Raw genomic sequence first — 24,485 nt, forward strand, 5'->3', positions numbered from 1 at the left:
AGACCGCGGCCCGCGCCTGGCGAGCCGGCGAACCGCCGTCCCCGCACAGTGTGGCCCTGCTGCGGCTGGCCACCTGGCGGGCGGCCCGGGAAGGGATCGAGGGCGGTCTGATCCATCCGGTGTCCATGGAACCCGCTCCGGCCGAGGCGGTGGTCCGCGCCCTGTTCGACCACGTGCGCGACGCCCTGGAGGACAACGGCGACCTGGTCCCCGCGCAGGACGCCCTCGCCGGACTCCTCAAGACCGGCAACGGCGCCCAGATCCAGCGCGACCTGCTCCGGCGCACCGGAAGCCTCCGCGACATGGCCGCCGCCTGCGTCCGCCGCACCCAGAACTGAGAGCCGCCGCAGTTCAATCGCGCCGGCCGAGACGGCCTCGGCGGGTCAGCGCACGCTGCGCGCCGCTCAGCAGACGACTGGGGGAGCGGGAGCGCAGAGCGGCGTGCGCCGCGTTGGCGCCCGGCGCGCCATGGACCCCGCCGCCCGGGTGGGCCCCCGCCGACGCCAGAAAGAGTCCCGCGATCGGCGTCTCGGGGCGTCCGGTGCCCGGAAGGGGACGGAAGACCAACTGCTGGTGCATGGCCGCGGTGCCGCCGTTGATGGCACCTCCGTGGAGATTGGCGTCGTGCTCCTCCAGATGGGGCGGGGCGAGGACGCGGCGGGCCGCGACGAGCGAGCGGAAGCCCGGGGCGTACCGCTCGACCTGAGCTTCCACCCGGTCGGCCATCAACTCCTGGTCGTTCCGGTCCCAGGTGCCGGTGATCCCCGCGCCACCCGCGTCGCCGCGGACACGGTGGGGGAGATGGGTATAGGCCCACGCCGACTGCGTCCCGGCCGGCGAACGCGAACCGTCCGCCGTGGTCATCTGCCCGAACAGGAGGAAGGGCCGCTCGGGCACCTGCCCCATGGCGATCTGCGCCGCGAACCGGGTCAGCGCGTCGACCCCCTCGGCCAGGTGCACCGTGCCCGCCTGCGCCGCCGCGGGCGCCGACCAAGGCACCGCGCCGTCCAGGGCCCAGTCAACCTTGAAGGTCGCGAAGTCCCACTGGAAACGGCGCACGTCCTCCAGAACCCGCGCGGGGAGATCGTCGCGGCTCACCAGCTCGCCGTACAGGGCGGGGACTGACACATCGGCCAGCACGGCGCGGCGGGCCGGAACCGCGTCGCCGTCGGCCGTACGTACGCCCACCGCCCGCCCGGAGCGCACGACGACCGAGGTCACCCGCGCCCCGCACCGGAGCGTTCCTCCATGTCTGCGGAGGCGGCTGACGAGGGCGGCGGTCAGCGATCCGGCGCCGCCGACGGGCACAGGGAAGCCGTAGGTCTGCCCCAGCATGGCCATCAGCCACCCGAACCCCCCGCTTCCCGCGGCCTCGGGTGCCAGATCGGCGTGGAGCGCGTTGCCGGCCAGCAGGAGGGAGCCCAGCTCGCCCCGGAACTCCTCCTCGCCCAGACGCCGCACCGGGAGCACCAGGGTGCGGGCCATCCGTAGCCCACCGCCCGCGCGTAGCCGTGCCGCCAGCCGCAGCCCCGGACGCACAGGGGGGAACGGCGTGAACAGCGCGGCCACGAGGTCGTCGCCGAGGCGCTCCCAGGCCGTGCACAGCCGCAACCAGGCCGCGCCGTCGCCCGCGGTGTCCGCGTCGAGGACCGCGGCGGTGTCGATGGCGCGCCGGTGCAGCACAGCGCAGCGGCCGTCGAGCAGCGGGTGGGCGACCACCGCCGGCGCGTGGCTCCAGCGCAGCCCTTCGCGCTGCAGTCCGAGCCCGCGGATGACCGGCGAGGCGGCCGCGAGGGGATAAAAGGAGCTGAACAGGTCGTGCACGAACGCGGGGTGGACGTCCCGCGCCGAGCGGACACCGCCGCCGGGCTCGTCCTGCGCCTCGAGGACCTCGACGCTCCACCCCGCGTCGGCCAGCAGATTCGCGGCGACAAGGCCGTTGGGGCCCGCGCCGATCACCACCGCGTCCGCCATGCCGCCTCCCGTCGTCGGCCCCGTTCAGCCTTCCTCGCCCTTGCGGGCCCCGTGCGACTCCACGGCCTCCGCCAGCCGGCTGAGCATGCTGCGGTGCCGTACCTGGAGCAGGGCGTCGAATGCGGCGTTGTGGAACAGGCCGCCGGGGCCGCGCAGCGGATGCTCGTCCACGATGACCAGCGTGCCCGCACCCCATGGGCGCAGTTCGATGGCGATCCGCGCGGAGCCGAGCCATCCGCTGAAAGCCTCCAGTTCCAGCTGCAGCGGGGGCCGGCAGATCCGTACGATTGTCTCGCCGGTGAGCTTCACCGGGCCCAGCGGCACCGTGTACTCGAGGCTGGAACCGACCGCCGGCCAGTCGCCTTCACCGTGCCGGGACGACGACGGACCCACGACCCAGTCCCCGTAGCGCGTGCCGTCGGCCAGGACGGCCCACACCTCCTCCGGAGCGCCACCGACCAGCCTGTGCCGTACTGCCATGACAACCTCCGGTGGACCGTCGCGTTCCCCGCACGCCTTCTCTCCTGCCCTCAGCTACGGTCGTTATGGGCGTTTATGCGGAGTTGCCTCATCTATGTGGAGGACCAAGGTGACCGGCTCGCCATTGCTGGGACGTACGGCCGTGGTCACCGGCGCTTCCCGGGGCATCGGGCGGGCGGTGGCGCACCACCTCGCGGCCCGAGGTGCCCGCGTCGCCCTGCTCGGACCGGAACCGGGGGAACTGGAGTCGGCGGCCGCCGCTGTGCCCGGTGCGGCGCGGGCGTGGTGCCTCGACGTCACGGACGAGACCGCGCTGGGCCGCACCGCCGACGAGGTGAGGGAGCAGTTCGGGCCGGCCTCCGTGGTCGTCGCGAACGCCGGTATCGCCACCGCCGGCCCCTTCTGCGAGTCGTCCATGGCGACCTGGCGCAGGATCGTCGAGGTGAACCTCGTCGGAAGCGCTCTGACCGCCCGGGCCTTCCTCCCGCAGTTGCTGGCCACCCGCGGCTACTACCTGCAGGTCTCCTCGCTCGCGGCGATCGGCGCCGCCCCGTTGATGTCCGCCTACTGCGCCTCCAAGTCAGGGGTCGAGGCCTTCACACACTCGCTGCGCGCCGAGGTGGCCCACCGCGGCGTCGGCGTCGGCATCGCCTACTTGAGCTGGACGGACACCGAGATGATCCACGACCCCCGGTACCGTGCGGACCTGCGCGAGCTGAGGGCACTCATGCCCTGGCCGGCGAGCCGCACGTACCCCGCCGAGTCCACGGCGGAACGGCTCGTCCGGGGCATCGAGCACCGCGCGCCCGCCGTCTACGTACAGTCCTGGCTGCGCGGCGTCCAAGCGGTGCGCACCCTCCTGCCCGGCCTGGTCGCCTGGCGGGCCCGCCACGCGATGGGCGCCGTGGAGCGGCGGGACGACATCGCCGAGGACGCCGCACGGTGACCGGGCGTCCACGAGGCTTAGGCGGCAGGGCCCGCCGCCGCGGCACGGCGGGCTGACGCATCGGGTCGGCCTGCCGGTGTGGGAGTACCGTGAAGACGACAGGGGGCAACGCCTGCGGACAGCCGACCCGATCGGGCTTCGGGGAACGGGCGTGCTGGGCGGGCCGCCTGCGACGAGCGAGACACCATGGCCGACTCCGACACCCCGAACCCTCCCGAACTCCTCCCGGATGAGATCCGGCGAGAAGTGAGGCCCGGCACGGCCCTGCTGAGGCTGGAGACGACCCACGACCGCCAGGGCATCCTCGACGGTGCGTGGTGGCCGCGTTCCCGCGACATCGTCGCGGAGCTTCCCAGCCTGATCACCGAGCTTGTCCGTTATCTGGGCCCGATCTCGCGTGTCGGCCTGGACGCGAGCGCCTGGGACGAACTCCCCACGCGCCTGACCATCGATGACCGGGTCGTGCACATCGACTCCTTCGCCGTCGGTGACGACACGGTCCTGATCACCCGCGGCGAGCGGGACCACTTCTCGCTGCTGGTGGTCCCGCCGCAGACAACCCCCGATGCGGCGCGCGCCGCGATGGCCAAGGCGGTGGAGGCCGGCAACGTCAGAGGGGCCGAACAGATCCTCATCGACACGGGCACCGATCCGGATCCTCCACGGCGAGTGAAGGGACGATGACCCACCCCGGGGTGCGGGAGCCCTGCCCGAACGCAAACGGCCCCGGCGCGTTCACACGCCAGGGCCGCCCCTTCCGAACTGCCGCACGTGAGAGTGCACCAGTTCACTTTCCAGGCTACTGCTGCCGAAGCCCCGATGCGGAGACACCCGCGGACGACTGCGCCGTCGCGGATCGCCGGGCGGGAAACCCCGACAGGGCCCGGACCGGCGGTCCGTCACCGGTCGGGGCCCCGCGATGAAGCCGGGCGGGCCGGGTTCGCCCGCCGCAGCCGCCTGTCGGCCCGGGACGCGGGCCGTACATCACCCCCAGGCGGTTGCCGGCGGCCAGTCGGCCCGGCGGGCCCGGGCGGTGCCCGCTCGCTTGCGGATATCCGCCGCATCACCCGTATCATCGAGGCTCGCAGACACCGGCCGAGGCGGAATCTCTCCCTCGTGCGGACGGCCGGTGGGAGACGGGTGGCCCGTGCCCGCTCCGGACTGGAACGACTCCACGGCTCCGGGGGCCCGGGCGGTGTCGACCGTGAGGTGCAGGCGGGTGCCGCCTTCGGGAGCCGCCGGGTAGCTGCGCTGTTCCGTACCCGCGAAGTGCCGCCGAAGCGTTTCGGCGACTTGGCGGGCGGCCTCGGGGGACGCTGCGACGATGCGGACCTCGGCGAGCGCGGTCCGGGGCGCCGTTGGCACGCTGGGCGCCACGTACGGCGGGCGGTCCGCAACGGTGACCCGGCGAGGCGAGGCGAGCAGCCGTGCGGGTCGCCGCGCACTCACTGCCGTCGAACCTGAGGTTCGCATCGGACGACCGCTGTCGCGCCGCGGTTCATCCGGCACCGTCGCGGCCGGCGGGTTCGCCAAGTCGCCTGCCCTTCCTTCCGGGACGGCGGCGGTACGGCGGCGGTACGGAAGGAGATCGCCGTAGTGGAAAGCAGCGATCCGCTGGTCGTGGCGCTCGTTGAGCGCACGGATCAGGAAGGTGCCCACGGCGATCATCGCGAGGAGCACGGCCACGCCGACGAGGATCGTCATCATGCCCACATCCCTCCCGCGCGGACCGCCATCGCGGCCGTACCGGCCGCGGACGGGGCTCCGCCTTCCGCCTCCCAGTCCGCTTCGCCCCTGCGAACGGTGAGGCATTCGTCGTCCGCCATGATGCCGCTCGCGGTGCGCCGGCACCGTGGGTCGGCCGCGGCTGCCATCAGCCGGGTCGCTGCGGCCAGATCACATTCCGGCGGTATGACCAACAGATCGAGGCGGCCGGTGGTGTAGGAGAGCAGCAGCAGTTTGTTCGCGTCCTGCTCGTTGAACCAGCCGACGTGGACGACATGTCCGGAGGCGGGCACCTTGTGAGGGATCACGGGCCAGAGCGAGGGGTGCACCGCGACCCTGGTCACCCGCGCCCAGCTGCGGTCCAGTGTGTCGATCAGGGCCGGGAGTTCACGGGTGAGATCGCGAGAACGAGGCCACCAGGCTCCGTCCAGCAGACCCGGGGCAGCATTGGCAGGCCTCAGTGCCAGCCGAGGCGGCGGTGCGGGTGGTGAGTAATCCTGCCCATCAGCGATACGTGGGCGATCGAGGATGATGTTCATGACACGGACCTGACTCCGGGTGCGTTCCCGCCTGCCCGAGATGGCCGTTCGCCGGGAACGACACCGGCATGGGGGCCCGTGTACGAAGTGCTCCTGGTCACTCCACTCTACTCCGCTGGGGCGCCCGCCGGGGCCGTGGTTCCGCGCATCCTGCAGGCAGGGCACCGGCCTCGGCCGCGCGGGCGGCCGCGACCGTGCATCCGCCCCGGTGCTCTCCGAGCGTCCGGGCCCTCAGCCGGGGTGAACCGGCGTGCCACTCACAGGTTCCGGTCCTGGTGCGGGTGGCCCAGACCGAACCTCTCGGGCGTGCCGGACTCGCCCGGGATCACCCGGGCGCCGGAGTTGTTCCGGCGGTTCAGGACGACCACCATCGCCGCGATGACCGCCGCGACGGCCAGGGCTGCCAGAAGGTAGAGCATGTCGATCCCCCATGAGTGAGTGCGCCGCTGCCGTGGTGACGGCAGCGCAACTTCCGCCGGGCCGGAGAGTGAACGACTTCCGGCCCATGAGTATTCTGCCCCTCCCCGGACCCCACGTCACCGAAGAATTCGTGGCGGAGGTCCTCCGGGCGCGCGGCGGCGGCGGGCGCCACGCGCGGTGCGGCGCACGCGGCTCCACGAGGAGCAGGGCTCCCTGTGTCCCTACGGCGCGCCCGACCAGCGGACCGAATTCACGTTCGGCCCCGTCGCGGTCGAGAAAGCCCGACGGCACGGTCGTCGCCGAGCGCGCCGACCACCGGGCCCCAACCCGCCGGGCGCACGATGACCACGCCGTGGGACGCGCTGGACGCGCCCTGCCTCAACGGTTACGCCCTGTGGACCCATCCGACGACCCCGTTCCTGCGGGCCCCGCTGGGGTCACCGTCACCGCGACGTGCCCGCGGCGCGAGGCGACGTGCGCTACGTCTGAGGCTCAGGGAGCGAGCGTCAGCGTGGCAGGCGTCCCCAGTGCCAGCATTTTCGTGTAGGGGCACAAGGTGTCCGCCCGCCTCAGCAACGGAGCGGCGGTCGCCGCGTCAGTCCCCGGCCAGGTGATCACCAGATCCGCTCGCAGCAGGTAGCCGCCGTCCCCGGGGTCGCGGCCGAAGGAGACCGTGGCTGCCACCGCGATCGTCGCGGGATTCCGCCCGGCCTGCCGGGCGACCAGGCTGAGGGCGCCGTGGAAGCAGGCGGCGAGGGCCGCGGCGAACAGCTGCTCCGGATTCGTGCCACCGCCGTCCCCGCCCAGCTCGGCGGGGAGCCGCAGCGTGAGGTCCAGCGCGCCGTCGGCCGACCGGGCCCGGCCCGAGGCCCGTCCGTGGCTGACCGCGCCGCCGTCGACGGTCACGGTCGTCGTGTAGAGCGGGGAGAAGGAGGCCGGGCCGTCGAAGTCCATGGCGGTGGACCGGCCGGGCCGATCGGTCGGTTCGCTCATCGCGGTGCCTCTCCATGGTGCAAGCTCCGGGCGGCCGTGGGTCTTGCGCCCCGTGCGGGTGCCCGCCTGCCGCTCGTGACAGTGGTCTGCATGCTCTGTCCTTCGTCGTCCCGGCGAGAGGCCCGGACCTGATCATCGACTTGACCGGCCAGCCGATCCGCGTGTGACGCTCCGGGCGGGGAATTTCCGGTGAACTCTCGTGGCGAAGCGGGGGCTTGGCCCGGGAGGGGCCCGCCGGGTGCCCGGACCCGGCATATCGGGCGTCACACACCGCTCGATCCACTGGTCTCCCTGGGGAGTCCCCGCCACGGACGGCCGACGGGTCCCGCCCGCCACGGCCCGCGGGTGTGCCGGGGAGCTCGGCTGTCCGTACGAGGAGGTTTTCGTGAACTGGCGATATGAGGCGGCCTGCCGCGAGGAGGATCCGGAGCTGTTCTTCCCCATCAGCAGCAGCGGCCTGGGAAGGGCCCAGACCGGGGAGGCCAAGGCCGTGTGCCTGCGCTGCCCGGTCACCGCCCACTGCCTGGAGTGGGCACTGGCGGCCCGCCGCCTGGACGGGATCTGGGGCGGGACCACGGAGGAGGAACGGCGCAGGATCCGGCGGCGCGACTACGTCGAACGCTGGCGGAAGGGCCGGGCCACCGCCTGATCCGGATCAGGCGAGTTCCAGCCCGCCGTCGACCGTCACGACCTGGCCGTTCATGTGCGTCCGCACGGGCTCGGCGACCCGCAGGCTCCACTCCGCCACGTCCCGGGGACCGGCGAGACGGCCCATCGGGATGCGGTCGCGTTCCCGGTCGAGCACCGACTCGATCTCCTCGGGGGAGAGCCCTGCGGCGACCATGACGTCCGTGTCGGTCGGGCCGGGGGCGATCGCGTTCACCCGGACTCCCTCGGGCGCCGGCTCCAGGGCCCAGGGGCGCGTCAGCTGCTCCGGTGCGCACTTGGTCGCGGCGTGCTGGAGACGTTGACGATGGAACCCGAGGACTCCCGCAGGTACGGAAGGGCCGCATGGGCGAGCAGGCTGGGCGCGGTCACATTGAGCGCGAACAGCCTCTCGATCACCCCGCGGTCCGTTCCCTCCAGCGCATGACGGCCGTGGCGCCGGTTGTTCACCAGCACGTCGAGGCGCCGTCCGCGCAGACCAGCGCGTCCTTGCGGCGTCCCGCGCCCAGGACCCGGGCCCCTGACTCCGCCAGGGCGATGGCGGTGGCCCGGCCGATGGCCGAGCCGGCGCCGGTGACGATCGCCGCGCGCCCGGACGAGCGCCGGTCGGCAGAACCGGCCGGGGAAGCCGTCCTTGTTGTGGCCGCGGCCGGCGTCGGCCTCGCCGTCAGCCCCGGCGGAGTCCCGCCCGTCACGACCTCGCAGGCGGCCGCCGTGCTCGTCCTGTCCGTGGTCGTCGTCGTCTTCTTCGTCCGCCAGGAGCACCACAAACTGGAACTGGCCGCCGTCCGCGCCGTCTCGGAGATGGCGCAGCGCGTCGTCCTGCGCCCGCTCCCCGAAAGGATCGGCCCGCTGTGCGTCGCCGCCTCCTACCAGGCGTCGGACGCCCACGCCACCGTCGGCGGCGATCTCTACGCGGCCGCGCGGATCACCGGAGCGACGCGGATCCTGATCGGCGACGTGCGGGGCAAGGGCCTGCAGGGCATCCCCGAAGTGGCGGCCGCGGTCGGCGCGTTCAGGGAGGCCGCTCCCCGTTGCGCCACCCTGCCCGAAGTGGCCGCCCACCTGGAGGGCAGCATGCGCAGCCATCTCGCGGAGGCCGAGCGGAGCGACGACGAGGCCGCCGAGAGGTTCGTCACCGCCCTGGTGCTGGAGATCCCGGACGACCGGCGTGTCGTCCACGCGGTCAACTGCGGCCACCCCGCGCCCCTGGTCACCGGCGGCGGCCGGGTCACCCCGCTGACACCCCACCGGAGCGGCCCCCCTCGGCCTGGGCGGCCTCGCCCCCCACGAGCACCACCAGGACACCTTCCCTTTCGCCTCGGGGGAGGTCCTCCTCCTCCACACCGACGGTGTCACCGAGGCCCGCGACCCGGCCGGCGCCTTCTCCCCCTCCGGGACCGCCTCGCCCGCTGGACGGGCACCGACCCGGGCGGCCTCGTGCGGCACGTCCGGGACGACCTGTGCCGGCACCTGTGCGGCCCGCTGCACGACGACGTCGCCATCGTGGCCCTGCAGCGGACTCCCGTTCCCGCGCAGGCGGGCAGCCCCGAGGCCGAGGGGACCGCGGCCTGCGCCGCCCGCTCAGACGGCCCCGCACACCGGTGCCGGTGCCGCCCGGGCCCCGGCCGGCCGCCCCGCAGCAGCCCAGGCGCGTCGACTGCCGCGAAGGTACGTTGAACATGTAGAGGCATTCACCGGGCATCGGCATCGGGAGATGGGCAAAGCCATGAAAATCGCAGTCATCGGCGGAACCGGGCTCATCGGCTCACAGGTCGTGAAGGACCTCGACGCGGCGGGTCACGAAGCCGTGCCGCACTCCCTGTCGACCGGCGTGGACCTGCTGAGCGGCGAGGGCGTCGTGGAGGCCGTCGCGGGCGCCGACGTCGTCGTCAACCTCACGAACTCGCCGACCTTCGACGAGGCCTCGCCCGCCTTCTTCCAGACGTCCATGGACAACCTGGTCGCCGCGAGCGAGAAGGGCGGCGTCGGCCACATGGTCATCCTCTCGATCGTCGGCGTCGACCAGGTGCCGGAACTGGACTACTACCGGGCGAAGACGCTCCAGGAGGACATCCTCAAGGCCGGTTCGATCCCCTACTCCATCGTCCGCGCCACCCAGTTCATGGAGTTCATGGAAGCGACGATGTCCTGGACCACCGACGGTGACACCGTACGGCTGCCGCGGACCCCGCTCCGGCCGATCGCCGCCGCCGACGTCGCGCGGATGGTCGCCGAGGTCGCCTCGGGCCCCCCGCTCAACGGGACCGTCGACATCGCCGGGCCCGACGTCTTTCCCCTGGAGGAGATCGGACGGATCACCATCGCGGCCAAGGGTGACGGACGTACGGTCGTCGTCGACGACACCGCGGGCATGTTCGCCGTCGCCCGGGGCGACGTTCTGACCGGCGGCAGCGACGCCCGCATCGCCCCCACCCACTACAGGGACTGGCTGTCCTGACGACCGGGGCGTCCCGGACGCGGAGGACGCCGACCGAGGACGAAGCAGTGGATGAAGCCGAGGACCTGGACCTCCGCGAAGCACAGGAGGAGTTCCAGGCCGCCCGTGGCAGCCTGTTCGGCATCGCCTACCGGATGCTCGGCAGCGTGAGCGAGGCCGAGGACATCCTTCAGGACGCCTGGATCCGCTGGCAGACCTACGACCGCTCCAAGGTGGAGAACCCCCGGGCGTTCCTCGCGACGACGGTGACGAGGCTCGCGATCAACGTGCTCAAGTCGGCCAGGACCCGCCGCGAGACCTATGTCGGGCCCTGGCTGCCCGAGCCGGTGGACACCGAGAGCGACCCCGCCCTCGGCGCGGTGAACGGCGAGGCGCTGGAAGTCGCGGTGCTGATGCTCCTGGAGAAGCTCACGCCCGCCGAACGCGCCGCGTACGTGCTCCGGGAGGCGTTCGAGTACCCGTACGCGCAGATCGCGGAGATCATCGGCCAGTCCAACGCCAACGCGCGCCAACTGGTCAGCCGGGCGCGCAAGCACCTGGCGGCGGAGAAGAGGTCCAGTGTCGTGTCCACCGACCACCAGCGGTTCCTGACCGCGTTCGTCGCGGCCGCCAAGGCCGGTGAAGTGGGCGTGCTGGAGGACATGTTCGCCGAGGACGTCGTCTCGTACTCCGACGGCGGAGGCGAGGTGCGGGCGTCGAAGTTCCCCGTCGTGGGCCGTCACCGGGTGGCCAAGTACCACCATGCCTTCGCCGACCGGTTCTGGGTGGACGCCACCGTGGAGCCCGTCCAGGTGAACGGCCGGCCCGCCATGAAGCTGTCCCGGGACGGCACGGTCTTCGCCCTCCTGACGCTGAGCGTCACGGCGGAGGGCATCGACCGCGTGATGTGGATGATGAGCCCGACGAAACTCGCCGTCCTGGACAAGTAGGCGCGCACGGACCCCGGCACCGCCCAGGGGGCGCGGCGCCGGGGAGCGGCCCGGTCAGTCGACGAAGTACGAGTCGTGCTTGTCCAGGAACGCGGCGCGCTCCTCCGCCGTGGCGTTGCCCATCTGCGAGATCTGCTCGAAGTACTCCTCGCGCGGCGCTCCCGGCGTGAAGAGCAGCAGCATCTCGGCCGGGGCGTCGGAGTCGTTGCGGAAGGCGTGCAGTCCGCCCTGCGGGACGTGCAGGAAGTCGCCCTCCTCCGCGTCGACCCACTTCTCGCCGTTGTAGAGGCGGACGGTTCCGCGCAGGATGAAGAAGGACTCCGAGATGGTCCGGTGGAAGTGCGTGCTGGGACCGCCCGCGTTCGCCCTCATCATGACGCGGTAGAGCCCGTACTCGCCCCGCGTCATGTCCGTGGTGGCCAGGTAGTGGATGCCGTCCCCGGCCTGGCCGACGTTCGGAGGGGTGCTCGCCGGGCGGAAGTTCGCGTTGATCTCTCCGGTGTCCCCGAAGTACACCTGCTGTGGGTACGACATGCCTACCATCCCTTGTTCGCGTCGCGTGCGCCGAGCGCACCGGGCGGGGCGGGTGCCGGCCGTCGCGACCGTCCGTGACCACACCCCTCCGAGGTAAGACCGAGGCCCCCGGGCGGATGTGACAGCCCAGGAGGGTCAGGCGACCGCGACGACGCCGACCGCCGCCATGCCGTCGTCCGCGCGCAGGAGGATGTCGTAGAGGTAGGTGTCGCCCGCGCGGGGGGTCACGACCTGCCGGGCCCCCGGGGGCAGGGTGCGGGACACGGCCTCGTGCCTCTCGCCGGGCTCCGACCCGCTGACGGCCACCAGCCTGACCGACGTTCTGCCGATGTTCTCCAGCGTAACGGAACGGGTCCTCGGACACGTTTCGCCGAGCGCGTCGGTGCAGTGGAAGCGCACGTCGCCGAAGTCGTCCAGCCCGCAGGAGACATCGGTGGCGAAGCTGAAGCGCACCGAGCAGACCGCCCCCACGCGCAGATCCGTCGCGGGCGGCGGCGAGGCCTGCTCCTCCTTTCGGGGCGGGCCGTCCGCGCATGCCGCGGCGAACGGCACGAGCGTGACGGTGCTGACGAGTACGGCGGACAGGAGCGCGGTGCGCACGAGGGCTCCAGGGGGAAGACGGGAACAGCCGGGTGCCGCACCGGTCGGTGCGGGCGGGCCTGGGCGGTGCGGGCGCGGAGTCGCCGCGGACGTCGGTCGGCCCGTGCCGGCCTGAAGTCGAGTCCTCGGGAACGTAGCAGACAGTGTTGAACCGTCGGGCGGGCGGTGGGGGTGCACACGCTCTTCGGCGCGGCCGTTTCCTGTGGAAAGCACCATGTATGGGCGCTATGCGATCACAACGTTCGCGACTGAGCGGGCATGCTCTGTCACACCGGCAGGGGCTGCGCTGTCTTACTGGTGACGGAGAGAAACAGAGGGAACCATGCGCGAGATCCTGATCGTCGGCGGCGGCTACGCGGGCTTCTACACGGCCTGGGGCCTGGAGAAGACGTTGCGGCCCGGGGAAGCGCGGGTCACCGTCGTCGACCCGCGTCCCTACATGACCTACCAGCCGTTCCTGCCGGAAGTGACCGCGGGTTCGGTGGAGGCACGCCACGCCGCCGTGTCGCTGCGGCGCCACCTGCACAAGACCCGCCTGGTCGCGGGAAGTGTGACCGAGATCCGCCACGCCGACCGGACGGTGACCGTCCGGCCCCCGAACGGTGAGGAGTACGAACTCCGCTACGACACGCTGGTCGTCACCGCGGGTGCCGTGACCCGCACCTTCCCCATCCCGGGACTGGCCCAGAGCGCCATCGGCCTCAAGCACGTCGAGGAGGCGGTCGCCGTCCGCGACCGGCTGCTGACGGCGTTCGACCAGGCGGCCTCGCTGCCGCCGGGGCCCGAGCGGCGGAAGCTGCTCACCGTCACCTTCGTGGGCGGCGGCTTCTCCGGTGTCGAGGGCTTCGGCGAACTGCTCGCGCTCGCGACCGCGATGCTCAAGTCCTATCCCGAACTGAGTCCGGGCGAGCTGTCGTTCCACCTGATCGAGGCCCGGGGCCGCATCCTGCCGGAGGTGAGCGACAAGCCCGGCGCCTGGGTCGTGCGCCACCTGGAGCGGCGCGGCGCCCATGTGCACCTGAACACCCAGCTGGTCTCCGCCGAGGACGGACACGTGGTGCTGTCCGACGGGGAGGAGTTCGACTCGGAACTCATCGTCTGGACCGCGGGCAACGCCTCGAACCCGGTCGTGCACAACCACACCGACCTGCCGGTGGACGAGCGCGGACTGCTCGTCGTGCGCCCCGACCTCCGGGTGGGCACGGACGGCGACCCCGTGCCGGACGTGTGGGCGGCCGGGGACGACGCGGCCGTGCCCGACCTGGCCTCGCCCGTGCCGGGCGCGCGCACGGTGCCCAACGCGCAGCACGCGGTCCGGCAGGGCAAGCGGCTGGCCAAGAACATCCTCGCGAGCCTGCGCGGCGGCAGGGTCCGGGACTACCGCCACAGCAGCCTCGGCGTGGTGGCCACGCTGGGCCTGGGCCGCGGCATCTTCCAGTACAAGGGCATCGTCGTCAAGGGCTTCCCGGCCTGGCTGATGCACCGCGGCTACCACGTGCTCGCCGTGCCCACCTGGGAGCGGAAGGTCCGGGTGCTCACCGTCTGGCTCACCGCGGCCCTGTTCGGCCGGGACCTCGTCTCCCTCGCCTCCGTGCAGCACCCGCGGGACGCGTTCGTCACCAGCGCCGCACCCCGGCGCCCCGCGGAGCGGCAGGCGGGCGACCGCGCGGCGGTGTGAGCGCCGCGAAGACGACGCCGGCCGGGCGGTGGGGCGCACTCACCTCCTGAACGCCCTCCGTGCCGGGGACGCCCGACGCAGACCTGATCCGCCGCTTCCAGGGGCCCGCCCGGCTCCCGGATGCGGCGGATCAGCTCTGCGGGGCTTCCTCGCACCCTCCACCCGTCACACTCCGTGACACCGCATTTCCGTGGGCGGAACTTCAGCCACGGATGAATAACGTGTCACTGCTTTTTGAAACACCATGGGATCGATTCTGCGCGGCTCTTGGTGAACTGCCGGAAGTAGCGTCCGGTTCGCGGCATTTGTCCAGCGTATGATGTGAGCCGACGGTGGGTTGTGAGGCTTTGACACACACCGTTCACTCGCCCGAGACCCTTTGTTTCGGTGGCCGGTGACGATCTTCTCTCGCCATTTCTGTCACACGATCGGGTCTTTACCGGTCTATTCAGCGGAAGTGATGGGAGAAGTCAGTGACGCTTGGTGACCGCAGCCCGTGCAGTAGCCACCCATGTGGAACATCGTGTGACACCTTTGTGTCGCGCGGCTCGGGGCTGCCCGTAAATGACCTCTGAACGGATGGGTGACGTGTGCGCCTGCCGGCCACCCGGTGACGGTGACGCCGTGCGAGTGGACGAAGCCCGGGGGAAGGCGGAGGCCGAGCCGTCCCCCTCCGCACAGGGTCTCGACGAGGCCGCCGGCGTCTTCATGGAACTGCAGCCGCGTCTGTTCGGCATCGCGTATCGCGTGCTCGGAAGCGCTGTCGAGGCCGAGGACGTCGTGCAGGAGGTCTGGCTGCGCTGGCAGAAGACCGACCGCTCCGCGGTGCTCAGCCCGCCCGCGTTCCTCTCCACCACCACGACCCGCCTGGCCATCAACGTCGCCCAGTCCGCCCGGGTGCGCCGCGAGACCTACATCGGGCCCTGGCTGCCCGAACCCGTCGACACGAGTGCGGATCCCGAAGTGGGTGCCCAGCGGGCCGAGGCCGTGGAACTCGCCCTGCTCCTGGTGCTGGAGCGACTGGCCCCGACGGAGCGCGCGGCCTATGTCCTGCGCGAGGCGTTCGACTACTCCTATCCGGAGATCGCCGGGATACTGCAGGTCAGCCTCGTCAACGCACGCAAGATAGTCAGCCGGGCCCGCAAGCACGTGATGGCCGGGCGTCGCGAGACGGTGGACGCCGCGGAGCACCGGCGTCTGCGTGAGGCCTTCGTCTCCGCGGCGCGGACGGGGGAGCTGGCCCCCCTGGAGGCGCTGCTCGCCCCCGACGTCGCGGACCGGGTGCGGGAACGCGGCGGTCCGCGGGGCGCGGGAACGGCCCGCGCGGTGCCAAGCGCCGTCAGGAGCCGATGACGGGGCGGACGGAGCGGGCCGGGTGGTTCCAGGGCCGGAGCTTGTCGGGGTTGAGGACGATCCAGGCCTGCGAGACACGGTCGTCGGCGACGTCCAGGCTGACGACCGCCACCACCTGGCCCTCGTAGCGGGCCACCAGACCGGTGCGGCCGTTGACGGCGTGGGCGGCCAGGGTCACCCGCTGACGGTGGGCGAGCAGGGTCAGCAGACTGCGTGCGACCGGTTCGGCACCGTGCACCGGCCGGACCAGTGCCCTCAGCTTCCCGCCCCCGTCGAAGAACGCCGTGGCGTCCGGGCACATCAACGCCGACAACCGCACCGCGTCGTCACTCAGGCACGCCGCGCGCACCGCGCGCGCCACGGCATCGTGCACCTGCGGCGTCACGGTGTGCGACCTGCGGGCGCGGATCGCACGCCGCGCGCGCTCGGCGAGCTCGGCGCACTCCGGCTCCGGCCGCCCCAGGACGTCCGCCACCGTGCCCAGCGCCATCCCGAAGCAGCCGTTGAGCACGAACGCCGCCCGCTCCGCGGGCGCCAGCGCGTCCAGCGCGGTCAGCAGGACCTCACCGATCTCGTGCTGCAGCTCGACCCCCACCTGCGGACGCGCCGTGTCGGCCGCGGCCGGTCCCGCGTACCCGGCAGACGTGGCCAGGCGGGCCAGACAGATCCCGCCCACCGTCTTCACCAGCCACGCCCCGGGCGACTCGATCCCCCTGCGCGCCGCCTCCGGCAACTCGAACCACTGCCGGTAGGCCTCGTCGACGACCGACTCGGCCTGCGCCGACCCGCCCACCATCCACAGGGCCACGTCCAGCAGGTGCCGGCGCTCGTCCAGCAACTCCGCGATCGGCACCGCGGCATCGGAGAAATCCATGGCGTTGACCTCCCTCGTCCGCGATACCGACAGGGAACCGTTTTCCTGTCCTGCTGGTGAGACCGACCGGGCGGGGACCTTGTGACATTGCGCTCCTTCGCCACCGCACCGGCGATGCCGCGCGGACGGTGCACGTCACACTTTCGCCTCGGGATCGGTCATATACGTGGAAGGTGCACGAGAGTGCCGACCTGCGACCCGCCATGGGTGGAACATGAATGGTGACAGGAACATGGGAAGCGTCAGCCGGTCCGCGAAATCGCAGCAGGCCGGCGGAGGCGCGAAGGTCGCCGAATGGTTCGGCGGGCGACTGGGCGTCGACACCCGTTCCGGATCATCCGTCAGACGGAAAGCGTTTCCCAGCCACTGGTCCTTCATGCTGGGGGAGATATCCCTCTACAGTTTCTTCATTCTCGTCCTCACGGGAATCTACCTGTCGCTCTACTTCCACCCGTCCATGACGCCGGTGGAGTACCAGGGCAGTTACGCGCCGCTGCGGGGCCTGACGGTCTCCGAGGCCTTCGACTCGACCATGCGCATCTCCTTCGAGGTGCGCGGCGGCCTGCTGATCCGCCAGGCCCACCACTGGGCGGCGCTGGTCTTCGTCGCCAGCATGTTCGTCCACATGCTGCGGGTCTTCTTCACCGGAGCCTTCCGCAAGCCGCGCGAACTCAACTGGGTGCTCGGCTTCTCGCTGCTGGTCCTGGGCATGTTCGAGGGCCTGACGGGCTACGACCTCCCGGACGACCTGCTGTCCGGGACCGGGCTGATGGTCGTGAACGGGACCATCCTCTCCATCCCGCTCGTCGGGACCTATCTGTCGATGTTCCTCTTCGGCGGCGAGTACCCGGGCAAGGACCTGATCGCGCACTTCAACACCCTGCACGTCGTGGTGATCCCGGCCCTCATGGCCGGCATCCTCGTCGCGCACCTGGTCCTGGCACGCCGTCACAGGCACACCCAGTACCCGGGCCCGGGGCGTACCGAGAGGAACACCGTCGGTCTGCCCTTCCGCGTGTACGCCGTGAAGTCGGGGGCGTACTTCCTGCTGGTCACCGGGGTCGTCTTCATCATCGCCTCGCTCGTGCAGATCAACCCCATCTGGCTGTACGGTCCCTACCGGCCCGACCAGGTCACCGCGGGATCACAACCCGACTGGTACATGGGCGTCCTCGACGGGCTGCTGCGCGTGATGCCGGGCTGGGAGGTCGCCTTCTGGGGCCACACCCTGGCCCTGGACAACCTCGTGCCGCTGCTGGCGGGCGCGGGGCTCTTCCTCGCCCTGGGCGCCTACCCGTTCGTCGAGGCCTGGGTGACCAAGGACGGCAAGCGCGACCACCACCTCCTCGACAGGCCGCGCAACCGGCCGGTGCGCACGGCCCTGGGCGCGGCGTGGGTCAGCGTGTACGCGGTGGCGCTGCTGGGAGCCGCCAACGACCTGATCGCGCTCCGTCTGCACATGTCGGTCAACGCCGTGACCTGGGCCGTCCGGATCGGCCTGTTCGTCGTGCCGTTCGTCGTCTTCGCCGTGACGAAGCGATGGGCCCTCGCCCTCCAGCGCGGCGACCGCGAGGAGGTGTTGCACGGCCGCGAGACCGGGATCATCAAGCGGATGCCGGACGGCGAGTACATCGAGGTCCACCGTCCGCTCGCCCGGGAGAAGCTCCATCTCCTCACCCAGCACGAGCAGTACGCGCCCATCCGCATCTCCGCGCACGGCAGCGCCGCCCGTGCCGAGCGGCTGCGCGCGCTGCTCAGCCGCGGCCTGTACGGAAAGGGGACGCAGATTCCCAAACCCACCGTGCGGGAATACGAGGAGATCGCCCATGGCGAGGGTGACGGCACCGTTATCCACTGAGCTGTCACAGATTCACCCGTTCCCTTGTCGAAAAGGGTGAAGGAAAGCGCACGACAGTTCCGAAATTGGGAGTCCCACAGATGAGCAAGCCTGTTCTCGAGCCCGCGGCCCAGGGAATAGCGGACGCCACGGCAAAGCCGCCGTTCCTCCACGAGCTCGGTGCGGAGGGCGCCCGCAAGGTCCTCGACGACATCCAGGCGGCGCCGGTCCAGAAGTACGAGGTCCGTGAGAAGTGGCTCACCGTGCCCGCGGAGGCCGGAGACGTACGGGTGCGCATCGTCAGGCCCGTGGGCGCGGACGAGGTCCTGCCCGTCGTGCTGTACGTGCACGGCGGCGGCTGGGTGCTCGGCAACGCGGGTACGCACGACCGCCTCGTGCGGGAACTGGCCGTGCTGGCGCACGCCGCGGTGGTGTTCGTGGAGTACGACCGCTCGCCCGAGGCCCGCTACCCCGTCGCGATCGAGCAGGCCTACGCCACGGCCCGCTGGATCACCGCGCAGGGCGCGGACGAGGGTCTGGACGCCTCCCGCATGGCCGTCGCCGGCGACTCCGTCGGCGGCAACATGACCGCGGCCCTGACGATCATGGCCAAGCGGCGCGGCGACGTGACCTTCGTCCACCAGTCGCTCTACTACCCCGTGACCGACGCGGCCCAGGACACCGGCAGCTACCGGGAGTTCGCGGACGGCCCGCACCTGACCGCCAAGGCCATGGCCTGGTTCTGGGACTGCTACACCACCGACCCGGCGGAGCGGGCTGAGATCACCGCCTCGCCGCTGCGTGCGAGCCTGCGGGACCTCGAGGGCCTGCCGCCGGCGCTGGTCATCACCGACGAGAACGACGTGCTGCGCGACGAGGGCGAGGCCTACGCCCGCAAGCTGACCCAGGCCGGCGTCCCCACCGTCAGCGTCCGCTACAACGGCACGCTGCACGACTTCATGATGCTCAACCCCGTCCGTTCCACGCAGGCCACCCGCGCCGCGATGGAGCAGGCGACCCGCGCGCTGCACACCGCGCTGCACGGCAACTGACCTCCCCGCAACCGGAGGGCGGCCGCGTGACGCGCCTCCCGCACCGGTGATCCCGGGTGGCCCGGACCCGTACACCGCCGTCCCGCGGCCGACGGGCCACCCCTTCCAGACGTACGGCAGAGACTGCCGTGCCCACCCACCGCCGGCCTCCGTCCCGGGGCCGGGTGGGGACACAACCAACACCTGCCTCGAAAGGGCCAACCCGTGAACCGTCATGCCCGCTACCGGACCCTCCGCACCCCGCTCACCGTCATGGCGACGGTGACCGCCGCCGCCGGTCTGCTCGCCGCCACCATCGGTCCCGCCGGTGCCACCAAGGGCGGCGGCCACGCCCCCGCGCAGCACCGCAAGCCGACCGTGGTCCTCGTCCACGGCGCGTTCGCCGACTCCTCCAGCTGGAACGACGTCGTCAAGAAGCTGAAGCACGACGGCTACCCCGTGGTGGCCGCGTCCAACCCGCTGCGCGGGCTCAGCAGCGACGCCGCCTACGTCAGGGAACTGGTGGACAGCATCAAGGGCCCCGTGGTCCTCGCCGGCCACTCCTACGGCGGCGCCGTGATCTCCAACGCCGCCTACGGCTCCGACAAGGTCAAGGCCCTGGTCTACCTGGCCGCCTTCATGCCCGACAAGGGCGAGAACGCCTTCGACCTGTCGCTGAAGTTCGAGGGCAGCACGCTCGGCGACGCGCTGAAGCAGGTGCCGGTCACGCTGCCCGACGGCTCCAAGGGCGTCGACCTCTACATCGACCAGCCCAAGTTCCACGACCAGTTCGCCGCGGACGTCCCTGAACACACCGCGGAGATCATGGGGGCCACCCAGCGCCCCGTGTCCGGCGGCGCGCTCTACGAGCCCTCCGGCGAGCCCGCGTGGAAGACCATCCCGTCCTGGGTCCTGGTGGCCTCCAAGGACCGCAACATCCCCCGCGAGCTCCAGGTCTTCATGGCCGAGCGCGCCAAGTCCCACGTGGAGGAGGTCCGTTCCTCCCACGCGGTGAGCGTCTCCCACGCGAAGGAGAGCGCCCGCATCATCGAGGAAGCGGCGCGTTCCGTCCGCTGACCGCCGCCGCGGAGAACCGGCGGGCGGGGCGGCGCGTCACGCGCCGCCCCGCCCGTCCCTCGTCGCGACGTCCGGCCGCGGGCCGCGCACGACGCGGACGCCGGCCGCCCGCTCCGCGCGGTCGGCCAGTGCCGTGAGGCCTACGGACGGCTCGGTCGCCAGCGCGTCACCCACGAGCGCTCCCACGTCGACCGCCGCGGTCCGCCGGGCCGGCGGCCGCGTGAACCCGGTCACCACCCAGCGGCCGCCCACGGGCGAGGCCGAGTCGTCGACCCACGCCCAGCGCGCACCGTGCACACTGATCAGGAACTCCCCGAGGCAGGCCGTCAGCAACGTGTGCAGCCGCGTCCACTCCTCGCCGTCCAGGAGGGCGGGGACCTCGCGTGCCAGCCTGTCGTCGAGGACGCGGACCGCGGCTCCGGGATCGGTCCGCAGGAGACCGGGAGCGTGCCCCAGACCGGCCAGGAGGTCCCTGGTGCGGCCGCGGCACGCGGCGGCCCACTCGGCGACGTCCAGGGCGGCGGTATCCGTACGCATACCCGCAGGGATATCAGAGCGGATCCGCCCGGCAGCACGGCACCCCCCCGGCACCGGCCGCCCGGCCGCCGAAATCGCGTTGTCGGCCCCCGCGCCGCCGCGAGAGCATCCGTGCATGGCCGAGCCCGCCGCAATCCTCCGCTCCGACCAGGCCGTACTGCGCCGCTGGCGCACCGGCGACCTCGACGCCCTGGACCGCGCGATCACCGAGTCCCTGGAACACCTGATGCCCTGGATGCCGTGGGCCGCCGATCACGGCAGGCACCGCACCGCCGGCTTTCTCGCCCGCAGCCACGAGGAGTGGGCGACCGGAGAGGCGTTCGCCTACGCGATCACGACGGACGGCACCGTGATCGGCGGCTGCGGCCTCCACCGCCGCATCGGCGCCGGAGGCCTGGAGATCGGCTACTGGCTCCACCCCCGGTGGACCGGACGCGGCCTCGCCACGGGGGCCGTGGCCGCCCTCGTCGACGAGGGCTTCACGCTGCCCGGCATCGAGCGGCTGGAGATCCACCACGACGCCGCCAACGCCGCCAGCGCAGCCGTGGCACGGCGCCTCGGCTTCGCCGAGGCCGCTCGCGTCCCCGAACCGGAGGGGCCCTCCACTCCGGGCGAGGTGGGGATCGAGGTCGTCCGGCGGCTGACCGCCGACCAGTGGCGACCGCGGGATCGGTCAGGAATGGAGAAGCCGCCGCCGGCGGCCCGCGGCTAGCGTGACGGCCATGGACATCACCATTCACTGGACCTTCCTCCCGCACACCGACCCCGAGGCCTCGCTCGCCTTCTACCGCGACACCCTCGGCTTCAAGGTCCGCAACGACGTCGGCTACGGCGACATGCGCTGGATCACCGTCGGCCCCGCCGACCAGCCCGGCACCTCGATCGTCCTGGAGCCGCCCGCCGGCGACCCGGCCATCACCGAGGACGAGCGCCGCGCCGTCACCGCGATGATGGCGAAGGGCACCTACGCCCGTGTCGTCCTCGCCACGCCCGACCTCGACGGCGTCTTCGAGCGGCTGGTCGCGGGCGGCGCCGAGGTCGTCCAGGAGCCGACCGAGCAGCCGTACGGGATCCGCGACTGCGCCTTCCGCGACCCGGCGGGCAACACGATCCGGTTCAACGAGGTCCGCTGACGCCGCCCCGCCGAACCCCGCTCCCCGCACGGACGTCCGCCAGGGCCGGGAACCCGTCCGCCGCCCGGCCCGTTCGACGGGGACCGGTCCGAACCGGGAGCGGGGCGGCCGGGCGGACGGCTACCGTGGCCGCGACCGCGCCGACGAGGGGACGCCGGACCTACGTGTCCGAAGCCGGTCAGATCGAGTCAGGCGACGCCGACGGAGACCGCGTGGGCGGCCCCGTACGCACCAGACAGATGGAGAGACGATAAGCATGGCCAAGAAGGCGGACGCGCAGTCGCCTGCGCCGCACGTTGCCGACAGCCACGATCTGATCCGCGTGCACGGCGCGCGCGAGAACAACCTGAAGGACGTCAGCATCGAGATCCCGAAGCGCCGGCTGACGGTGTTCACCGGTGTCTCCGGCTCGGGCAAGAGCTCCCTCGTCTTCAACACCATCGCCGCGGAGTCGCAGCGGCTGATCAACGAGACCTACAGCGCCTTCGTGCAGGGCTTCATGCCGACGCTGGCCCGTCCCGAGGTGGACGTCCTCGACGGGCTGACCACCGCGATCACCGTCGACCAGCAGCGGCTGGGGGCCGACCCCCGCTCCACCGTCGGCACCGTCACCGACGCCAACGCCATGCTGCGCATCCTCTTCAGCCGGCTCGGCGCCCCGCACATCGGCCCGCCCAGCGCGTACGCCTTCAACGTCCCCTCCGTCCGCGCCAGCGGGGCGATCACCGTGGAGCGCGGCGCGAGCAAGGCCGAGAAGGTCTCCTTCACCCGCACCGGCGGCATGTGCCCGCGCTGCGAGGGCCGGGGCACGGTCTCCGACATCGACCTCAGCCGGCTCTTCGACGACTCCAAGTCGATCAACGAGGGCGCCATCACGGTCCCCGGTTACAAGGGCGGCGGCTGGAACTCCCGGCTCTACGCCGAGTCCGGCTTCTTCGACCCCGACAAGCCGATCAGCAAGTTCACCCAGCAGGAGCTGCACGACTTCCTGCACCGCGAGCCGACCCGGATGAAGATCGCCGGCATCAACATGACCTACGAGGGGCTCATCCCGCGGGTCCAGAAGTCGATGCTGTCCAAGGACAAGGAGGCGATGCAGCCGCACATCCGCGAGTTCGTGGACCGTGCCGTCGCCTTCACCACCTGCCCCGAGTGCGAGGGGACCCGGCTCAGCGAGGGCGCCCGCGCGTCGAAGATCGCCGGGACGAGCATCGCCGACGCGTGCGCGATGCAGATCAGCGACCTGGCGGAGTGGGTGCGCGGCCTCGACGAGCCCTCGGTGGCGCCGCTGCTCACCAAGCTGCAGCACACCCTCGAGTCGTTCGTGGAGATCGGCCTCGGCTACCTCTCGCTCGAGCGGCCGTCGGGCACCCTCTCGGGCGGCGAGGCGCAGCGCGTCAAGATGATCCGCCACCTCGGCTCCTCGCTCACCGACACCACGTACGTCTTCGACGAGCCCACCACCGGTCTGCACCCGCACGACATCCAGCGGATGAACGGCTTGCTGCTGAGGCTGCGCGACAAGGGCAACACGGTGCTCGTCGTGGAGCACAAGCCGGAGACCATCGCGATCGCCGACCATGTCGTCGATCTCGGCCCCGGCGCCGGTACGGCCGGCGGCACCGTCTGCTTCGAGGGCGACATCGAGGGGCTGCGCGCCAGCGGCACCATCACCGGCCGGCACTTCGACGACCGCGCCTCCCTGAAGGAGACGGTGCGCAAGCCCACCGGCAACCTGGAGGTACGCGGCGCCACGGCGCACAACCTGCGCGACGTCGACGTCGACGTCCCGCTCGGGGTGCTCACCGTCATCACCGGAGTCGCGGGCTCCGGCAAGAGCTCCCTCGTGCACGGGTCCATCCCCGCCGGTGCCGGCGTCGTGTCCGTCGACCAGAGCCCCATCCGGGGCTCCCGCCGCAGCAACCCGGCGACGTACACCGGGCTGCTCGACCCGATCCGCAAGGCGTTCGCCAAGGCCAACGACGTCAAGCCCGCGCTGTTCAGCGCCAACTCCGAAGGTGCCTGCCCCACCTGCAACGGCGCCGGCGTCGTCTACACGGACCTGGCGATGATGGCCGGCGTCGCCAGCACCTGCGAGGAGTGCGAGGGCAAGCGGTTCCAGGCCTCCGTGCTGGAGTACCACCTCGGCGGGCGCGACATCAGCGAGGTGCTCGCCATGTCGGTCACCGACGCCGAGGAGTTCTTCGGCGACGGCGACGCGCACACCCCCGCCGCGCACCGCATCCTCGGCCGGCTCGCCGAGGTCGGACTCGGCTACCTCAGCCTCGGCCAGCCCCTCACCACGCTCTCCGGCGGTGAGCGGCAGCGGCTGAAGCTGGCCACGCACATGGCGGACAAGGGCGGCGTCTACGTCCTCGACGAGCCCACCGCCGGCCTGCACCTCGCCGACGTCGAGCAGCTGCTCGGCCTGCTGGACCGCCTCGTCGACTCCGGCAAGTCCGTCATCGTCGTCGAGCACCACCAGGCGGTCATGGCGCACGCCGACTGGATCATCGACCTCGGCCCCGGCGCCGGCCACGACGGCGGGCAGATCGTGTTCGAGGGCACCCCGGCGGACCTCGTCGCCGACCGCTCCACCCTCACCGGCCGGCACCTGGCCGCCTACGTCGGCGCCTGAGGCGCGGCTTCCGTACGACGACGCGGGGGCCGGGGCGATCACGCCCCGGCCCCCGCGGCC

24 protein-coding genes and 3 pseudogenes are annotated in these 24,485 nt (G+C 72.0%); 15 read left to right on the forward strand and 12 right to left on the reverse strand.

Annotation, left to right across the window (positions count from 1 at the left end):
• A partial coding sequence (locus PV342_RS20220) for a glutamate-cysteine ligase family protein (protein ID WP_500318172.1) occupies positions 1–338 on the forward strand: 338 nt, incomplete at its 5' end.
• A gap of 13 nt (positions 339–351) precedes the next feature.
• On the opposite strand, the gene PV342_RS20225 is transcribed toward PV342_RS20220, so the two are convergent.
• The gene (locus PV342_RS20225) at positions 352–1,974 is read right to left on the reverse strand and encodes a phytoene desaturase family protein (RefSeq protein ID WP_500318174.1); all 1,623 of its coding nucleotides are present in this window, start codon (positions 1,972–1,974) and stop codon (positions 352–354) included.
• 24 nt (positions 1,975–1,998) lie between these two features.
• The gene (locus PV342_RS20230) at positions 1,999–2,454 is read right to left on the reverse strand and encodes an SRPBCC family protein (protein WP_433416191.1); all 456 of its coding nucleotides are present in this window, start codon (positions 2,452–2,454) and stop codon (positions 1,999–2,001) included.
• Positions 2,455–2,563: 109 nt separating this feature from the next.
• Between PV342_RS20230 and PV342_RS20235 the strand changes: the two genes are divergently transcribed.
• Both PV342_RS20235 and PV342_RS20240 read left to right on the forward strand, forming a co-directional pair.
• Complete coding sequence (locus PV342_RS20235; RefSeq protein ID WP_500318176.1) at positions 2,564–3,400, forward strand: SDR family oxidoreductase; 837 nt, start codon at positions 2,564–2,566, stop codon at positions 3,398–3,400.
• A gap of 186 nt (positions 3,401–3,586) precedes the next feature.
• Positions 3,587–4,084: a DUF5994 family protein gene (locus PV342_RS20240; protein ID WP_400808899.1), complete on the forward strand. Its 498-nt coding sequence runs from the start codon at positions 3,587–3,589 to the stop codon at positions 4,082–4,084.
• Positions 4,085–4,384: 300 nt separating this feature from the next.
• On the opposite strand, the gene PV342_RS20245 is transcribed toward PV342_RS20240, so the two are convergent.
• From PV342_RS20245 to PV342_RS20260, 4 genes are all read right to left on the reverse strand, one after another.
• A complete protein-coding gene (locus PV342_RS20245; protein WP_500318178.1) occupies positions 4,385–5,107 on the reverse strand; it encodes a hypothetical protein in 723 nt (240 codons plus the stop codon).
• Positions 5,104–5,664: a DUF5994 family protein gene (locus PV342_RS20250; RefSeq protein ID WP_400808894.1), complete on the reverse strand. Its 561-nt coding sequence runs from the start codon at positions 5,662–5,664 to the stop codon at positions 5,104–5,106. The genes PV342_RS20245 and PV342_RS20250 overlap by 4 nt, the downstream gene beginning before the upstream one ends.
• A gap of 257 nt (positions 5,665–5,921) precedes the next feature.
• Positions 5,922–6,083: a hypothetical protein gene (locus PV342_RS20255; RefSeq protein WP_386997655.1), complete on the reverse strand. Its 162-nt coding sequence runs from the start codon at positions 6,081–6,083 to the stop codon at positions 5,922–5,924.
• Positions 6,084–6,576: 493 nt separating this feature from the next.
• Complete coding sequence (locus tag PV342_RS20260) at positions 6,577–7,077, reverse strand: Ohr family peroxiredoxin (RefSeq protein ID WP_500318180.1); 501 nt, start codon at positions 7,075–7,077, stop codon at positions 6,577–6,579.
• A gap of 385 nt (positions 7,078–7,462) precedes the next feature.
• On the opposite strand from PV342_RS20260, the gene PV342_RS20265 reads away from it, so the two are divergent.
• The gene (locus PV342_RS20265; RefSeq protein ID WP_400808890.1) at positions 7,463–7,726 is read left to right on the forward strand and encodes a WhiB family transcriptional regulator; all 264 of its coding nucleotides are present in this window, start codon (positions 7,463–7,465) and stop codon (positions 7,724–7,726) included.
• A 6-nt stretch (positions 7,727–7,732) separates the two neighbouring features.
• Here PV342_RS20265 and PV342_RS20270 read toward each other — a convergent pair whose 3' ends face one another.
• Entirely contained in the window at positions 7,733–8,005 is a 273-nt protein-coding gene (locus PV342_RS20270; RefSeq protein ID WP_500318338.1) for an SDR family oxidoreductase, read from the reverse strand.
• Positions 7,979–8,832 (reverse strand): annotated as a pseudogene (locus tag PV342_RS20275) (SDR family oxidoreductase); the annotation flags it as partial. The gene PV342_RS20270 and the pseudogene PV342_RS20275, both read right to left, overlap by 27 nt.
• Between PV342_RS20275 and PV342_RS20280 the strand changes: the two are divergent.
• The 3 genes and pseudogenes from PV342_RS20280 to PV342_RS20290 form a co-directional block, all read left to right on the forward strand.
• Positions 8,737–9,070 (forward strand): annotated as a pseudogene (locus PV342_RS20280) (SpoIIE family protein phosphatase); the annotation flags it as partial. The pseudogenes PV342_RS20275 and PV342_RS20280 overlap by 96 nt on opposite strands.
• Before the next feature lie 402 nt (positions 9,071–9,472).
• Positions 9,473–10,204, forward strand: a complete 732-nt coding sequence (locus PV342_RS20285; RefSeq protein WP_326579056.1) for an SDR family oxidoreductase — start codon at positions 9,473–9,475, stop codon at positions 10,202–10,204.
• Positions 10,205–10,251: 47 nt separating this feature from the next.
• Positions 10,252–11,133, forward strand: a complete 882-nt coding sequence (locus PV342_RS20290) for an RNA polymerase sigma-70 factor (RefSeq protein WP_500318181.1) — start codon at positions 10,252–10,254, stop codon at positions 11,131–11,133.
• A gap of 54 nt (positions 11,134–11,187) precedes the next feature.
• Here PV342_RS20290 and PV342_RS20295 read toward each other — a convergent pair whose 3' ends face one another.
• Both PV342_RS20295 and PV342_RS20300 read right to left on the reverse strand, forming a co-directional pair.
• Positions 11,188–11,667 (reverse strand): cupin domain-containing protein, encoded by a 480-nt coding sequence (locus PV342_RS20295; protein WP_018562737.1) that lies wholly within the window; start codon positions 11,665–11,667, stop codon positions 11,188–11,190.
• Between the two features lie 135 nt (positions 11,668–11,802).
• The gene (locus PV342_RS20300; RefSeq protein WP_500318183.1) at positions 11,803–12,267 is read right to left on the reverse strand and encodes a hypothetical protein; all 465 of its coding nucleotides are present in this window, start codon (positions 12,265–12,267) and stop codon (positions 11,803–11,805) included.
• A 322-nt stretch (positions 12,268–12,589) separates the two neighbouring features.
• Between PV342_RS20300 and PV342_RS20305 the strand changes: the two genes are divergently transcribed.
• Positions 12,590–13,945, forward strand: coding sequence for an NAD(P)/FAD-dependent oxidoreductase (locus tag PV342_RS20305; protein WP_400808883.1), 1,356 nt, complete (start codon positions 12,590–12,592; stop codon positions 13,943–13,945).
• Between the two features lie 708 nt (positions 13,946–14,653).
• Positions 14,654–15,295 (forward strand): annotated as a pseudogene (locus PV342_RS20310) (sigma-70 family RNA polymerase sigma factor); the annotation flags it as partial.
• Here PV342_RS20310 and PV342_RS20315 read toward each other — a convergent pair.
• Positions 15,285–16,172 carry a sigma-70 family RNA polymerase sigma factor family protein gene (locus PV342_RS20315; protein WP_500318185.1) on the reverse strand — a complete coding sequence of 296 codons (888 nt, stop codon included), beginning with the start codon at positions 16,170–16,172 and terminating at the stop codon, positions 15,285–15,287. The pseudogene PV342_RS20310 and the gene PV342_RS20315 overlap by 11 nt on opposite strands.
• A gap of 232 nt (positions 16,173–16,404) precedes the next feature.
• On the opposite strand from PV342_RS20315, the gene qcrB reads away from it, so the two are divergent.
• The 3 genes from qcrB to PV342_RS20330 all read left to right on the forward strand — a co-directional run bounded on the left by qcrB (position 16,405) and on the right by PV342_RS20330 (position 20,117).
• Positions 16,405–18,030, forward strand: a complete 1,626-nt coding sequence (qcrB, locus tag PV342_RS20320; protein WP_500318187.1) for a cytochrome bc1 complex cytochrome b subunit — start codon at positions 16,405–16,407, stop codon at positions 18,028–18,030.
• A gap of 80 nt (positions 18,031–18,110) precedes the next feature.
• Positions 18,111–19,061 (forward strand): alpha/beta hydrolase, encoded by a 951-nt coding sequence (locus PV342_RS20325; RefSeq protein WP_500318188.1) that lies wholly within the window; start codon positions 18,111–18,113, stop codon positions 19,059–19,061.
• A 204-nt stretch (positions 19,062–19,265) separates the two neighbouring features.
• Positions 19,266–20,117: an alpha/beta fold hydrolase gene (locus PV342_RS20330; RefSeq protein WP_400808875.1), complete on the forward strand. Its 852-nt coding sequence runs from the start codon at positions 19,266–19,268 to the stop codon at positions 20,115–20,117.
• A 36-nt stretch (positions 20,118–20,153) separates the two neighbouring features.
• Here the strand turns inward: PV342_RS20330 and PV342_RS20335 are convergent, their stop codons facing one another.
• Positions 20,154–20,654 carry a hypothetical protein gene (locus tag PV342_RS20335; protein ID WP_500318190.1) on the reverse strand — a complete coding sequence of 167 codons (501 nt, stop codon included), beginning with the start codon at positions 20,652–20,654 and terminating at the stop codon, positions 20,154–20,156.
• A gap of 115 nt (positions 20,655–20,769) precedes the next feature.
• On the opposite strand from PV342_RS20335, the gene PV342_RS20340 reads away from it, so the two are divergent.
• The 3 genes from PV342_RS20340 to PV342_RS20350 all read left to right on the forward strand — a co-directional run bounded on the left by PV342_RS20340 (position 20,770) and on the right by PV342_RS20350 (position 24,425).
• Positions 20,770–21,366, forward strand: coding sequence for a GNAT family N-acetyltransferase (locus tag PV342_RS20340; protein WP_500318192.1), 597 nt, complete (start codon positions 20,770–20,772; stop codon positions 21,364–21,366).
• A 10-nt stretch (positions 21,367–21,376) separates the two neighbouring features.
• Positions 21,377–21,787: a VOC family protein gene (locus PV342_RS20345; protein WP_026251675.1), complete on the forward strand. Its 411-nt coding sequence runs from the start codon at positions 21,377–21,379 to the stop codon at positions 21,785–21,787.
• A 256-nt stretch (positions 21,788–22,043) separates the two neighbouring features.
• Positions 22,044–24,425: an ATP-binding cassette domain-containing protein gene (locus PV342_RS20350; RefSeq protein WP_500318195.1), complete on the forward strand. Its 2,382-nt coding sequence runs from the start codon at positions 22,044–22,046 to the stop codon at positions 24,423–24,425.
• Positions 24,426–24,485 lie beyond the last annotated feature (60 nt).

This window comes from Streptomyces sp. PA03-3a, assembly GCF_033792735.1.
GTDB lineage: Bacteria > Actinomycetota > Actinomycetes > Streptomycetales > Streptomycetaceae > Actinacidiphila.